Source organism: Adonisia turfae CCMR0081 (assembly GCF_011009555.1).
In the GTDB taxonomy this organism is placed as follows: domain Bacteria; phylum Cyanobacteriota; class Cyanobacteriia; order Phormidesmidales; family Phormidesmidaceae; genus Leptothoe; species Leptothoe turfae.
In genome coordinates this window covers 4,002,012-4,016,239 of sequence record NZ_QXHD01000004.1, presented here as the reverse complement: position 1 = coordinate 4,016,239, position 14,228 = coordinate 4,002,012, and the positions used below count along the sequence as shown (strand labels likewise).

The 14,228-nt window shown below is 49.8% G+C and carries 9 protein-coding genes and 1 pseudogene; 7 read left to right on the top strand and 3 right to left on the bottom strand.

The window, feature by feature from the left end:
* Positions 1-897 (top strand): annotated as a pseudogene (locus DXZ20_RS21365) (hypothetical protein); the annotation flags it as partial.
* Positions 898-1,036: 139 nt separating this feature from the next.
* Here the strand turns inward: DXZ20_RS21365 and DXZ20_RS21360 are convergent.
* Complete coding sequence (locus DXZ20_RS21360) at positions 1,037-2,344, bottom strand: hypothetical protein (protein WP_163700531.1); 1,308 nt, start codon at positions 2,342-2,344, stop codon at positions 1,037-1,039.
* A 248-nt stretch (positions 2,345-2,592) separates the two neighbouring features.
* Between DXZ20_RS21360 and metG the strand changes: the two genes are divergently transcribed.
* Together metG and DXZ20_RS21350 are read left to right on the top strand one after the other, a co-directional pair.
* Positions 2,593-4,269, top strand: coding sequence for a methionine--tRNA ligase (gene metG / locus DXZ20_RS21355; protein WP_163700528.1), 1,677 nt, complete (start codon positions 2,593-2,595; stop codon positions 4,267-4,269).
* A gap of 121 nt (positions 4,270-4,390) precedes the next feature.
* Positions 4,391-5,410, top strand: a complete 1,020-nt coding sequence (locus DXZ20_RS21350; protein ID WP_163700523.1) for an ABC transporter substrate-binding protein — start codon at positions 4,391-4,393, stop codon at positions 5,408-5,410.
* On the opposite strand, the gene DXZ20_RS37685 is transcribed toward DXZ20_RS21350, so the two are convergent.
* Positions 5,379-5,690, bottom strand: coding sequence for a hypothetical protein (locus DXZ20_RS37685; protein WP_250565866.1), 312 nt, complete (start codon positions 5,688-5,690; stop codon positions 5,379-5,381). The genes DXZ20_RS21350 and DXZ20_RS37685 overlap by 32 nt on opposite strands.
* 90 nt (positions 5,691-5,780) lie before the next feature.
* Between DXZ20_RS37685 and DXZ20_RS21340 the strand changes: the two genes are divergently transcribed.
* From DXZ20_RS21340 to DXZ20_RS21325, 4 genes are all read left to right on the top strand, one after another.
* On the top strand, positions 5,781-6,650 hold the full coding sequence (locus DXZ20_RS21340) for an ABC transporter permease (protein WP_163700520.1): 870 nt from the start codon (positions 5,781-5,783) through the stop codon (positions 6,648-6,650).
* A gap of 62 nt (positions 6,651-6,712) precedes the next feature.
* Positions 6,713-7,498 carry an ABC transporter ATP-binding protein gene (locus DXZ20_RS21335; protein ID WP_163671442.1) on the top strand — a complete coding sequence of 262 codons (786 nt, stop codon included), beginning with the start codon at positions 6,713-6,715 and terminating at the stop codon, positions 7,496-7,498.
* A gap of 849 nt (positions 7,499-8,347) precedes the next feature.
* Positions 8,348-9,304, top strand: a complete 957-nt coding sequence (locus DXZ20_RS21330) for an RNA polymerase sigma factor, RpoD/SigA family (protein ID WP_163671443.1) — start codon at positions 8,348-8,350, stop codon at positions 9,302-9,304.
* A 136-nt stretch (positions 9,305-9,440) separates the two neighbouring features.
* The gene (locus DXZ20_RS21325; RefSeq protein ID WP_163700517.1) at positions 9,441-10,382 is read left to right on the top strand and encodes an aldo/keto reductase; all 942 of its coding nucleotides are present in this window, start codon (positions 9,441-9,443) and stop codon (positions 10,380-10,382) included.
* 13 nt (positions 10,383-10,395) lie between these two features.
* Here DXZ20_RS21325 and DXZ20_RS21320 read toward each other — a convergent pair whose 3' ends face one another.
* Positions 10,396-14,046: a PAS domain S-box protein gene (locus DXZ20_RS21320; protein WP_163700514.1), complete on the bottom strand. Its 3,651-nt coding sequence runs from the start codon at positions 14,044-14,046 to the stop codon at positions 10,396-10,398.
* Positions 14,047-14,228 lie beyond the last annotated feature (182 nt).

Below are 14,228 nucleotides of genomic sequence, written 5' to 3'. Positions count from 1 at the left end.
AAAGATGAATCATCGCGCTCGCGTGCCCTGAGTGGGGTGGCCCAGCATCTGCCAGAGCTCTGGCCAGAAGCCCTGGCGATTACGCGACAGATCAAAGATGAATCTTTGCGCTTGAGTGCCCTGATTGAGATGGTCCAGTATCTGCCGGAGGTATTCTGGCCGGAAATCCCGGAGATTACGCGACAGCTCAAAGATGAATCTTTGCGCTTGAGTGCCCTGATTGCGATGGCCCAGCATCTGCCGGAGCTCTGGCCAGAAGCCCTGGCGATTACGCGACAGATCAAAGATGAATCATCGTGCTCGTTTGCCCTAAGTGGGATGGCCCAGCATCTGCCGGAGGTATTCTGGCCGGAAGTCCTGGCGATTACGCGACAGCTCAAAGATGAATATTGGCGCTCGATTGCTCTGATTGAGATGGCCCAGCATCTGCCCGAACTCTGGCCGGAAGCGCTGGAGATTACGCGACAGCTCAAAGATGAATCTTCGTGCTCGAGTACTCTGCGTGCGATTGCCCAGCATCTGCCGGAAGGCTTCTGGTCAGAAGCGCTGGCGATTACGCGACAGCTCAAAGATGAATCATCGCGATCGCGTGCCCTGTGTGGGATGGCTCAGCATCTCCCTGAAAACCTCTGGCCCAAAGCCCTTGAGATCGTCTGGGCCATCAAAGATAAATACTATTGTTCCAGTGCTTTACAGGCGTTTTTGCCCAACTTAGAACAGCTATCCATTCCTTTTACAGATTGGGTTAATGTCCTAAATATTTTGGCCTATCAAAATCGTGAAGATCTCTTTGACGCATTGCCAAAAAGTAAACCGACAATCATTCGCCTCGGCAACGAGCAAGCATTTTTTGACATTTTGCAAGCCATCCGCGACGTTTGCCAACAATGGCCCTGACATCCCACAGTGTCGCACAAAACCCTTCTATAGCTATTTAACCGCTTAGGCGCTTGCGTTTAAATAATCACCCCATTACCCCATCACTCATCCACCCATCCACAATCCCAACCTGGGTCTTTATTTTTGTGCAGTCCCCTTATCCGAACAAAATCGGCTGATTTTCTTCCCGCGCCTGATCGCCAGAATAGGGATAATCCAGTACCATATCCCCCTCTGGACTGCGTAGTCGGATGGTGCCAGCCTTATTGCGTAATACACCCTGGTTTGTCGGGACAATAAACTTAAACACATCCCCCGGTGCCACCTCAATATCCGCCAACTCAAAGCGAGTGCCATTAGGGGCTACAACTTGCCAACCCAGTAACGAAGCCGTCTGTTGAGATGCATTAATAATCTGAATAAATTCTCTGCCACCTTCTGGATTCTGGGGATTGACCATAGCAGCAACAACCCTGAAAGGACTAGACTCTGTGTTGCCAGGTGGTTGATCTTTATCCTTATCCTTATCTTTGTCCTTGTCATCACCATTGCCATTGCCAATATCAATCACATCGGCGCGGCGAAACCGAGGGAAAAAGGTGCGGATGGCATTACGGTTGTTGTCCAGACGGTGCAAGTCAAGCTGATACTCAGCCCCATTGATCCGGGTGATTTTATTACTCTGGGTACGACACCTGACCAAGCCTAGGGCAATTAGCCCCTCAGGGCTACAGCCAACAAAAAAGCCACCAATGGGCTTATGCAAACGCTTAGTATTGTGACTGCCATCACCTAGTGGAGCATGCCACGTTAACTCTAAGGTAACAACCTCAGGAACCAGCACTCCCTTTTCAGGTTCCTTGGCTTTTTCATATCGAGTACCCAAATACTGGATTCTATCTTGACCATCATTGCCAGGTATAACACTCGGGCCAGCGTCATCTAGGTGGTACTTATACCAAAAATGATACCCGCCAGCTTGACTCGCTTTACTGGATTGTTCCCCCACAAAAACATGCTCAAAGCCTGATGCATCTTGTTGCCCACCAGCGATGCCCATGTCAAACCAGGTCTCTTTGATCATCGCCGCCATCAAGCTTTGGGAAATGGTTAAATCTAGAGAAGATTCTAAAAACTGTTGCGCCTTTTTAATCGGTGGCGTTGGCAGAATCGCATCAATAAAGTCCAGCTCTTCCTGGGTTTCGGCTGGGCTAACCTGTTCACGGACGGCTCGCTCAAGGGCATAGTTATCAAAAATTCGCTCACACAGCTGATAGGTTTCCAACTTATCGGCAGGGATAACCACTTCCTTGAGCACCCGGTGCTCAGCATCAACCTCAGTGGCGCGTTCATCCACAACTACACACCCCTGAGTTTCATCCCTGGCTTCACCAGGTCTGAGGGCAGGCACCCCATTTCCACCCTGGTCCGCATCCCAGATTTCTTGAAAAATATTGTCTGACATGGTTATTCCTGCCTCATATAGCGGGTGTTGTCATGGAGTGATTAATAATTTCAGTATGAAATTCGCCATAAAGCTTCGTCATGCCCCTGACGGGTACTTTTCATTACCCATGCGCAATTTTCTGAGAAATCGTCATTAGAGGGAGATCTGGATTGGCCGGTCTTAAAAAGGCTCGCTACTATTGAGCCAAAGCGATTAAACCGCTAGGGTGTATAGGGCACACCGGCTTACGATAAAGCAAACCTAGAATGCGATACCTGATCACCAGCGCACTTCCCTATATCAATGGAATTAAGCACTTGGGCAACCTGGTGGGATCGATGCTGCCCGCCGATGTGTATGCTCGATTTCTACGTCAAGAAGGTGAAGACGTCCTATATATATGTGCCACCGATGAACATGGCACCCCAGCCGAAATTGCCGCCCTGGAAGCAGAGCTAGACGTAGCCGAATTTTGCACCCGCCAGTACGAAAAGCAAAAAGACATCTACGAACGCTTTGGCCTATCTTTTGACTACTTTGGCCGTACCTCCGCCCCAGAGAATCATGAGCTCACCCAGCACTTCTATCGTCAGCTGGCCGAACACGGCTTTATTGAAGAACGGGAAATCAGCCAGATTTACTCCCTAGACGACGAACGCTTTCTACCCGATCGCTACGTTACCGGTACCTGCCCCCACTGCGGCTATGATAAAGCCCGAGGCGATCAGTGCGAAAACTGCACCAAGGTGCTGACGCCGACTGAACTGATTGACCCCCGCTCCACCATTTCTGGTAGCACTAATCTGGAAGTCCGCAGCTCTAAGCATCTATTTTTGCTGCTGGATAAACTTAGTGACGAAGTGCGTGCCTGGGTCGAAAAGCAAGAACAGTGGCCCACGCTAACTAAATCTATTGCCCTCAAGTGGCTTAATGAAGGTCTACAGAGTCGAGGCATCACCCGCGACCTCAGCTGGGGTGTGCCCGTACCCGCTGACGGCTTTGAAGGCAAAGTCTTTTATGTGTGGTTTGATGCCCCCATCGGCTACGTATCGGCCACAAAAGCCTGGGGTAATGCCACCGGCAACGATTGGGAAAGCTGGTGGAAGGGGGGCGATGATATCCACTACACCCAGTTTATGGCTAAGGACAACCTGCCGTTCCACACCATTATGTGGCCCGCAACTATCCTTGGTAGCCGTGAGCCTTGGAAGCTGGCGGACTATATCAAAGGCTTTAACTGGCTCAATTATTATGGTGGCAAATTTTCCACCAGTTCGAAGCGTGGTGTCTTTTTAGACCAGGCCCTGGAGATTGCCCCGGCTGATTACTGGCGCTATATGCTGATGGCCAGTGCCCCCGAGTCGTCTGATTCTGCGTTTACTTGGGAGCAGTTTCAGAATCGTGTCAATAAAGAACTGGCGGATAACCTGGGCAACTTTGTCAACCGCATTCTCAAGTTCACGGCGTCTCGATTTAGTAAAGAATTGCCTGAGGGTGGCACCCCTGGCGAAGCGGAAGCTGAGCTGCAAAAGACCTGTGGTGAGCTGGTGGAAAAACTGCGGGGCCATCTGCGTAAGCAAGAATTCCGCCGTGCTACTGAAACCTTAAATGCCCTATGGACAGCGGGTAATCAGTATATTGATGTGCGTGCCCCCTGGGCGCTGTTTAAGACCGATAAAGCAGACGCTGCTGTGGTGATTCGCACCTGTATTAATTTGATTCGGCTGTATGCGATCGCAAGTGCCCCCTTTATTCCCCACACCGCCGAGGCCCTGTACGATGCCCTCCAGCTCACCGAAGACGAGCGCCATAGCACCATGGCCGATGCGGTGGACCTGACCATTCTGGCCGCTGGCCGTCCATTTGATGTGCCTGCACCTCTGTTTCAAAAGCTCGATGATGATCGCGTAGCTGAGCTTAAGGCCCAATACGGTGGAGAGTAGGGACAAGGCCCCACACCATCCATCCCCGCCTGGGAGAGCAGACCCCTCCGCCTACGGCACCTCCCCTTGGTAATGGGAGGATATCCTTAAAAATTCTTTTCCTTAAAAGACCAGATTAACCATGACAAGCACCCGCTTTTTAACCAAAACCCTAATCGCCCCTGGCTTGCTTTCAGCGACACTGCTTGGCTGCGGCACCATCACCGTTCAACAAAACGAATACGGCGATCCGGTTGCCACGGCTGATGTCCCCTATGTCGCTGTTACCCAAATTGTGGAACACCCGGCCCTTGATGCGGTGCGGGATGGTCTGCAGGACAAACTCAAAGAAGAAGGCTACGACGAAGCTGATAGTTCTCTTAAGTGGGCGTGGGAAAGTGCCCAGGGCCAGGCATCTAATGCAGCCCAGATTGCCCAGAAATTTGTAGGCGATAGTCCCAATGTGATTGTGGCCATTGCCACCCCCTCAGCCCAGGCGGTTGTGGGTAACACCGATACTATTCCCGTGGTCTTTTCAGCCGTAACTGATCCCGTCGCAGCAGAATTGGTGCCCAGTCTAGAAGCATCCGGTGGTACGGTAACTGGCGTCAGCGACTTGTCCCCGGTTGATGAACATTTAGCACTGATTGCCGATATGGTGCCCGGTGCAAAAAGCGTAGGTGTGATTTATAACGCGGGAGAATCCAACTCTGTCAGCCTGGTGAATGTGCTAAACACAGAAGCAGATGAGCAGGGGTTCACGGTTGAAGCAGCAACGGTATCGAGCTCTGCCGATGTGGCGACCGCAGCAGAAAGCCTGGTGGGTAAGGTGGATGCGATTTATATTCCCACTGACAATACGGTGGTGTCGGCGTTGGAATCGGTGATTCAGGTGGGCAATGACAACCAGCTACCGGTGTTTGCTGGCGATACAGACTCGGTGGAGCGGGGAGCGATCGCAACTGCCAGCTTTGACTACTACGAAGTTGGTCGCCAAACCGGTGATATAGTTGCCCGCATTCTGGGGGGCGAGAGTCCTGGCGATATCCCTGTCGAGCTGGCCAACACCATAGATTTAGCCATAAATCTAGCCGCTGCAGAAGCCATGGGTGTCACCGTATCTGACGCCATCAAAGACAGCGCCAACCAGGTATTTGAATAACGCATGGTGCCGGGGTACACCATGGTGTACCCCGGCACCATGGCCCTACACGCTCCGTATATCCTTCAAAATTCCCAACAAAAATAGGGCTAATCAACAGTTCAGACCTGGCCTTTTCTGTACCGACAGCAATGGCCATTGATAGATTGCGCTCCAGTGTCTGATGCAGGTAATCACTGGGCTGTACCGGCGGAAATCCTCGCAAACATGAACCCGTCTCAACTAACTTGATCGCAAAGTCAGTTTTTACTTTACGTAGTGTAAAGTCACTGTAGGCCATGGGACTACGATATCCTTCGATAATCTAGTCTATCCTAGGGGTTCAAAATGTTACGCCCCAGCCCATCTACGTTATACCGATTGTCTTTCCATGTCCCTTGTCGCATTCCTTGGAGCTATTGAAACGGGTTTACTCTATGGCTTTCTCAGCCTGGGCGTATACCTCTCCTTTCGGGTGCTGAAGTTTCCAGACCTGACGGTGGACGGTAGTTTTCCCCTGGGAGCTGCCGTAGTGGCCACCCTGATTACCCAGGGAGTAAACCCGTGGGTCGCGACAGTAGTGGCCATGGTGGCTGGGGCTTTGGCTGGTTTATGCACTGCCATTCTGAGCGTACGGTTCAACATCCTTAATCTCCTGGCCAGTATTCTCACCATGATTGCGCTGTATTCCATTAATCTGCGCGTTATGGGGCGACCCAATGTGCCCTTGCTAAACCAGCCCACACTGTTTGATGGGCTGGAAACAGTGCTACCCATCTGGGCAATTTTGCTCATTGGTTTAGGGTTAACCAAATTGGCCATCGACTTTTTCTTGACCTCAGATATTGGCCTGGCAATGCGGGCCACTGGCATGAACCCGATTATGGCCAGTGCCCAGGGAATTTATACCAACCGGCTGATCTTATTGGGAATGGCCATGAGTAATGCGTTAGCGGCCCTGTCCGGTGCCCTGTTTGCCCAGGTGAATGGCTTTGCGGATGTAGCCCTGGGCGTGGGTACGGTCGTGGTCGGCCTGGCCACAGTAATTTTAGGTGAGGCAATTTTTCCTAGCCGCACCGTACGCTGGGCAACGCTGGCGGTTATCTTAGGCTGTCTGATTTATCGCCTGGTGATTGCCATGGCGCTCAATGCAGATTTCCTCGGTTTACGAGCCCAGGACCTTAACCTGGTGACGGCCATCATTGTCGTGTTGGCCCTGGTATTGCCTCAAGCCAATCTGTTAGCCAGGTTTAAGCGCTAGATTTTCTAGTGAGCCACCCCCTTCCCCCTGCCCTCTTCCCTCTTCCCTCTTCCCCCTGCCCCATGATTTCCCTGAACGATATCCACGTCACCTTTAACCCTGGTACTCCCCTGGCGAAACCGGCACTGTTGGGGATTAACTTGGATATTGCCGCTGGGGAATTTATTACGGTTATTGGCAGTAATGGAGCGGGGAAATCCACCCTGCTAAATATTATTAGTGGCGACATTAGCTGCGATCGCGGACGCATTGCCGTGGGTACCGACGACGTGACAGCTTGGTCCACAGCGCGTCGAGCCACACTAGTATCACGGGTATTCCAGAATCCCCTGGCTGGCTCCTGCGCTGAGCTAACCATCGAAGAGAATCTAGTATTGGCCTTTCGGCGGGGAAAGCTGCGGGGTATGCGACCGGCGCTAAACAATCGTCTGCGAGACCAGTTTCGGGCGCGGCTGGCGAGTTTAGACCTGGGATTGGAAAATCGACTTTGCGATCGCATCGGCCTCCTTTCTGGCGGCCAACGTCAAGCCCTGAGTTTGGTCATGGCCACCCTGGCTCCAGCCACTATCCTGTTGCTGGATGAACACACCGCCGCCCTCGATCCCAAAACAGCCCACTTCATCATGAAGCTGACCGAGCAACTGGTCACTGAACATAACCTCACCACTCTGATGGTGACCCATAGCATGCGCCAGGCCCTGACCGTAGGCAATCGTCTGCTGATGTTGCACGAAGGCCGCGTTGTCTATGATGCCAGTGCCTCTGAGAAAGCCCACCTATCAGTTAACGACTTGCTAAACCGCTTTGCCAGTGATGGCCTCAGCGACGATAGCCTATTGCTAAGCTAAAGCATTAACAGCTATTGCCTTCACCCACTCACCCATCCCCCCTGCTCACCCATCCACCCATCCACATCTAATAGTGAGCAAACTTACACCACAGAGTACTCATTCCTGAAAAACACCTGATCCCAGGAGACACAAACCGTGGGTATTAACCCTATTCTTGCGGAGGCTCCATATTTCAAGACCAGCTAACCTTGACCCTATCTATATCAATTATTCAAAACTAAAAATTCAAACCTCATTGAAACAGTCGACAGAACGCCCATAAGCTAAAACGCCCTTAACACACATTGCTGACTAATTTCCTGATAGGTTGGCTCAAAATCATCTAACGGATGTCTATAGGGCTGATGCGCTGCCTCAAATTCCATTGAAATTCCTTAGAAAATGATCAATGACTTAATGCCGCTTTTGTCACGATTGATGCAGCCTAGCCCATATAGATCAATTATCTTAGGATTCACCTAAGCAAGACTTGACAGCCAAGAGTCGAAATTACAACAAAGGAATAAAAAAATATTTCTAATAAAAGTTACATTACTTAAATTATGCTAACCTAGGCTTACTACAAAGCAGCATCACTACTTCAGTTGAACAGCACGTATGGTTTTACCCCTAATGTAACAATCTAAGTTGTTATCACTGTAGTCTATGTAGTTTTATCTATATCTGTAAGCGTTTTTATCGCTGCGAAACATCCTGCGGATCGATACGACTGATGTTTCAAAAGTTCTCAGATATTTTCGTTACCCATACGTCTTTGTTTGCGTCGCATTTGTGAATTATGTCTGCCATTGCTCTTATTGAAAGGGCACTTTGATTTCTCTCTGTAGTCCGTGACTTCTCGTATTTATGAAAGCTGCTCAAACATCCAGCGATTTAGTTCGCACATATCTTAAGGAAATTGGGCGAGTGCCACTGTTAACCCATGAGCAAGAAGTTGTTTATGGAAAACAGGTTCAGCGCTTTGTTGCTCTGCAGGCCTACAGGACTGAGCTTGAGGCAAGCTTGGAGCGTGAGCCCAGCAAGTTGGAATGGGCTGAGGCTGCCGGTATATCAGTGGATGAGCTGACTCAGTCCATTGATGCTGGTGACCTTGCGAAGCGCCGTATGGTGGAAGCAAATCTCCGCTTAGTGGTGTCCGTTGCTAAAAAGTATATCAAGCGCAATGTGGACCTACTGGATTTAATTCAGGAAGGCACCATTGGTATGCAGCGCGGTGTGGAAAAATTTGACCCGCTCAAGGGATACCGTTTTTCTACCTATGCCTATTGGTGGATTCGTCAGGCCATTACCCGTGCAATTGCTGAGAAAAGCCGCACAATTCGCTTACCAATTCACATTACTGAGAAGCTAAATAAGATTAAAAAAGCCCAGCGTCAGCTGTCTCAGAAGCTAGGTCGGGCGGCTACGGTGGCTGAGCTAGCTGAAGAAGTTAAGCTGACCCCAAAGCAGGTCAGGGATTATTTAGAAAAGTCTCGCTCTCCGCTATCGCTGGATTTGCGCATTGGCGATAATCAAGATACTAATCTTGGTGATTTGCTTGAAGACCCTGGTCAGTCTCCTGAGGACTATGCGACTCAGTCGTTATTGCGTAAAGATCTAGATCGCCTAATGTCAGAATTAACCCCTCAGCAACAGCGTGTTCTGAATCTGCGCTTTGGCTTGGATGATGGTAAGAATATGACGTTGGCCAAGATTGGTGAGATGTTGAGCATTAGCCGCGAGCGCGTACGTCAAATTGAGCGGGAAGCGCTGACGCGTTTGCGGAAGCGTCAGGCTGATATGCGTGAGTATTTGGCTAGCTAAAGTGGAGACGTTGCACGCAACGTCTGTACATCAAAGATTTATCGGAGGATGCGCCAACAACGCATCCTTTGTTTTTGCTCAGGATGGAGATGAGAATGGGTAAAGTGGCAACGTTGTTTCAAGCGGTAAATATCAAATGGTGAAACTTGTTCCCAATGGTCCTGACATTGCCCCCTTAGGAGTGGGCACCTGGTCCTGGGGAGATTCTTTATTTTGGCAGTATGGCAAAGACTATGGTGCCAGGGATGTGCAGCAAGCATTTGATGCATCCCTGGCCGCAGGAGTGAGCTTCTTTGATACGGCGGAAGTGTATGGCTTGGGTAAGTCAGAGGAGCTGTTGGGCCAGTTTATCCAGGGGACAGCGACTCCCGTGGTCGTAGCAACCAAGTACTTTCCATTGCCCTGGCGGTTTAATACTCAGGCGGTGGCCGATGCGTTGACGGCTAGTTTGAAGCGACTACAACTGCCCATGGTGGCTCTCTATCAAGTCCATTGGCCCTTTGACTTTTTGATGGGTCAAAAAACTCTTATGAATGCTCTGGCGGACGAAGTTAAACAAGGACGCATTCAGTCCATTGGGGTGAGTAATTATTCTGCCAGCCAGATGCATCAGGCCCATAGTTATCTAGCCGAGCGCGGCATTCCTCTGGCCGTGAACCAGGTGCAATATTCTCTTTTGCACCGCAAGATTGAGTCCAATGGTGTGCTTAGTGCGGCCAAGGAACTCGGCATGACAATTTTGGCCTACAGTCCTTTAGCCCAGGGGCTGGTGACTGGCAAGTATACCGTGGAGACCTATCAGCCACCCACTGGAGCACGGCGAATTGACCCACGATTTAATCAGAACGGTTTGCGTAAAATTGAGCCGGTGATTTCTGTTTTGAAGGAAGTGGGTCAGTGCCATGATAAAACCCCTGCCCAGGTTGCTCTTAATTGGCTCATGGGCCAGGGGGATGTGGTGCCAATTCCAGGGGCCAAGAATGCTCAACAGGCAGAACAAAATGCTGGGGCATTGGGGTGGTCGATGACGCTGGAAGAGCAGGAAAAGATTAGGGCGGTGACTACACCCTGGTTGTAGCGTTTTGCGTTACTTACTGCCTGATGGGCAATGTAATCGTAAATGTCGTTCCCTGGCCCGGTTCAGTGTTGTAGGTGATCGTACCGCCATGGGTTTCGGTAATAATTTGATAGCTGATGGAGAGACCCAGTCCCGTGCCTTTGCCCACTGGCTTAGTGGTGAAGAAGGGATTGAACAGGTGTTCGATGGCATTTTTGCGGATGCCTGGGCCGTTATCGGTGATTGCGATCGCAACCGCTGGATGCTTCAACTGCCCCAGTAATTGGGTCTGAATCCGAATGATGCTCGGCTCATTTTCCATCTGTTGCCAGGTGCGTGTTTGATCCAGTTCTTCAAGGGCGTCTACCGCATTGCTCAACAGGTTCATAAACACCTGGTTGAGCTGCCCGGCATAGCATTCGATCTGCGGCAAATCGTCATACTCTTTTATGACTTGAATTTCGGGCCGCCAGCTCTGCGCCCGCAGGCGGGTTTGCAAAATAGTCAGTGTACTATCGATGCCGTCGTGTAAATCCACTTGCTTAATTTCTGCCTCATCCAGCCGGGAAAATAAGCGCAGAGATTTAATAATTTCGCGGATGCGTTCAGTACCCACTTCCATGGATTGAAATAATTTAGGCAAGTCATCTTTGAGAAAATCCAGTTCGATTTCATCAATGATGTTTACAATCTTAGGGGGGATGTTGGGATAATGCTGCTGATAGCTTTCGATCAGTGTGACTAAAGCTTGAGTATAGCTCTTGGCATGGGTGAGGTTGCCATAGATAAAGCTAACCGGGTTATTAATCTCATGGGCGACGCCAGCCACCATCTGCCCAAGGCTGGACATTTTTTCACTTTGCACCAATTGAGACTGGGTTTTTTGGAGCTGAGTCAGGATTGTCTCTAGTTCCTCGGCACGGGCACGACTTTGGGCCAATAAATCTGCCTGGTTTAGGGCAATTTTGAGTTGAGCTACCACTGACTTAAGCAGGTCTACCTCGTGATCCTGCCAGGGGCGCACAGCTTGGCTGTGGATACAGGAAATAACGCCAAACTTTCCAGATTCTGCGTACACAGGCAGCACTAACATAGACTTGTTGCCTAAGGTCGTTAAGACCGCTTTCACCTCATCATCGTCTACGGTGGAGATGTCATCTAACTGTAAAATTTCCTGTTGCAACAATCTGTCTGTGAGGGCACCAAAACTGCTGGCAGCATGTTTGCCAATAAAACTGGACAGTCCCGCTACCTGTACTTCAGACGTAATGTGCCAGTAACCATCATTGTTATGATTAGCCTCGATATACCATGCAAAATGACACCGATCTACCTCAAGAAACCGTTGGATCTCTTGAACTGCTGTGTCCAGAATATTATCAAGATTGAGGGATATACGAATCTGGTTGGCAATCTGGTTCAGTAGCTGTTCTCGTTGGGCCTGTTGTTGAATTTGCTCAGTGGAGGCCAGTAATGCTTGCTCGAACTGCATCCGTTCCATCTCTGCTCCAACTCGGGCCGCAAAAATCTCTAAAATAAATACCTGTAGCTCCACATCTTGTTCCATGGGCTCGGTATTGATGACAGAAATGTATCCCAAGAACTTGCCACCAGGGTTTAAGACTGGAATGCCAACATAACTCTCCGCATTGAGGGTGACGAGGACATTGTCTTCAGGAAATTGTTCTTTAATCGAGTGATCATGGCAACAGATTGCATGGTTGTGGGCAACGTTATAGCAAGGGGTGCCCGCCAGGTTGTATTGAAAATTCTCGCCAAAATCTGAACCATTCCAGAAAGCTAAGGTTTTACCAATCTGTTGATCTCCATCCTCAATCAGCTCAGCAATTAAGGCATATTGCATATTGAGGGCTAACGCTAAATGTTTAACGCAGGTTTTGAAGAAGGCTTCACCTGTCTGGGTGGCGGTTCCCTCTACAATCCAACGCAGGGCCTGTTCCTGATGTTGTCGTTCGGCTTCCAGTTTGACTCGCTGACTAATGTCCCGCAGGACACATAGGGCATGGGGTTGTCCTTGATAATTATAGGGAAGGCCTTTAATCTCAAGCCCAATCAAACTCCCATCTCGATGAATATTGGTTGTCTGGCCGCTAAAGGTATGGCCTGCTTGTACGGTGGTCAGGAATTCTTGGTAGATAGGTTGGGAATCTGGATGGATATAGGCTCCAGGGTTTGAGGGGATAGATGCTTGATCGACATAGCCATGCATTTGATAGTAGGCCGGATTAGCCTCTAACATTTCTCCTGTTTCCAAATTGACAATGGCGAGGCCATCGATAACAGTTTCAAAAATTTGACGATATTGAGCTTCTTTCTGACGTATTCGTTCTTCAGCCTGCTTTAAATCGCTGATGTCTCGCATGACTGAAGATAAAAACTCCAGGTTGCCATCCTCATCGCGATGGGCCAGGATAACCTGGGAGACAGGAAAGTCTTGTCCACTCTGACTACGTAGATACGATTCTCCTTGCCACATGCCCGTTTGGATTGCGGTTGGCAGCGCTTCAGTTTCGATCTTTTCCAGGATTTCTGGCGGATGATAGGCCTGAATTTTGACCTGCCCAAGGTCCTCGGCGGCAATTTCTAAGGCTGTTTGGCCAGCCTGATTCAGGTAGAGGTGGTTACCCTGGGCGTCACAAATGCCCACAATATCAGGGGTGGCTTCGAGAATGGATAGTAGCCGCTGTTGTTCTTTTTCGGCTCGCTTGCGATCGCTAACCTCAATGATCAATCCATCCCACAAAATCGAGTCATCTGCCATCTGTTCAGGACGGGCGATGGTTTGTACCCACTTAAGTTTGCCACTGGGAGTCATGATCCGATGCTCGTGGTGAAAACCAGAAAGCGTTAGGGCCGACACCTGAAGTGCCTGTTCTAGGGCATCGCGATCGCAACTGTGCACTAAATCAAAACACCGCACAAAATCGTCCGGTTCCAGCTCATGGATATCACGGCAGCCCTCAGACACATAGGGAAATGACCGGGTGCCATCCGCCTCCAGCCGAAATTGAAAAATCAGCCCCGGTAGGTTGGCCGCCAACTTTTGCAAGCGGGCTTCACTACTTTGGAGCTCCTGGGTGCGTTCATCAACCCGTTGTTCCAATGCTTCATTGAGCTGTTTTAGCTGGTTTTCAGCCTCAATTCGGGCTGTAATTTCCATATAGGTTCCTAAAATGCCAACAACGACACCCTGGGAATCATGCAGTGGAATTTTATTGGTTTCCAGCCAGTATTGATTACCATCTGCCTGCCGTTGAGGTTCGATAAGGTTCAACTCAGGGGTATTTGACTCCATGACCTGGCGATCGCAGGCTCGAAACCATTCAGCTTCTTCCCGCTTCCAGGGCAGATCAAAATCAGTTTTGCCAACAATCTCGGCGGGAGATGCTAAACCTGCCGCCTTACTAAACTGCTGATTACAACCAAGATAAACAGAATTGTGATCCTTCCAGAAAGCGGCGGCTGGCAGGTTATCCAGGACCCAATATAGCGCCTGTGCCGATGGCTGTGTCTGCAAACTTTGCAGCTCATGGCGCACTTGCTGAAGCTCCTGGGTGGTGTGCTGATGTGCCTGGTGCTCTGCAGCTAGTTGAGCTCGAAGGGTTTGGTTAGCTGCTTCTAGCTCAGCCATTCGTTGCTGATAAGTTTCCAGATCTTTATCCATCAGTGTTTTGAATGGGAGCAGGGCGTTTTGCTTGTTAGCGAATAGGCAAATGTAACACCTGATAAATTTTTCCCTATTGTAAAATTGAGTTTGAACTTCAACTCGTCGTTGTTGCTAATTCTCCGTATGGTTTTATCTTTCTCCGTATGGTTTTATCTTTCAAGTCATAAGTTAGTAACTTA

Coding starts and splice junctions, on each gene's coding strand:
- DXZ20_RS21335 (WP_163671442.1), top strand. CDS start 6,713: ATGATTTCCCTGAACGATATCCACGTCACCTTTAACCCTGGTACTCCC.
- DXZ20_RS21360 (WP_163700531.1), bottom strand. CDS start 2,344: ATGTCAGACAATATTTTTCAAGAAATCTGGGATGCGGACCAGGGTGGA.
- DXZ20_RS21330 (WP_163671443.1), top strand. CDS start 8,348: ATGAAAGCTGCTCAAACATCCAGCGATTTAGTTCGCACATATCTTAAG.
- DXZ20_RS21350 (WP_163700523.1), top strand. CDS start 4,391: ATGACAAGCACCCGCTTTTTAACCAAAACCCTAATCGCCCCTGGCTTG.
- DXZ20_RS21340 (WP_163700520.1), top strand. CDS start 5,781: ATGTCCCTTGTCGCATTCCTTGGAGCTATTGAAACGGGTTTACTCTAT.
- DXZ20_RS21325 (WP_163700517.1), top strand. CDS start 9,441: ATGGTGAAACTTGTTCCCAATGGTCCTGACATTGCCCCCTTAGGAGTG.
- DXZ20_RS37685 (WP_250565866.1), bottom strand. CDS start 5,690: ATGGCCTACAGTGACTTTACACTACGTAAAGTAAAAACTGACTTTGCG.
- DXZ20_RS21320 (WP_163700514.1), bottom strand. CDS start 14,046: ATGGATAAAGATCTGGAAACTTATCAGCAACGAATGGCTGAGCTAGAA.
- metG (WP_163700528.1), top strand. CDS start 2,593: ATGCGATACCTGATCACCAGCGCACTTCCCTATATCAATGGAATTAAG.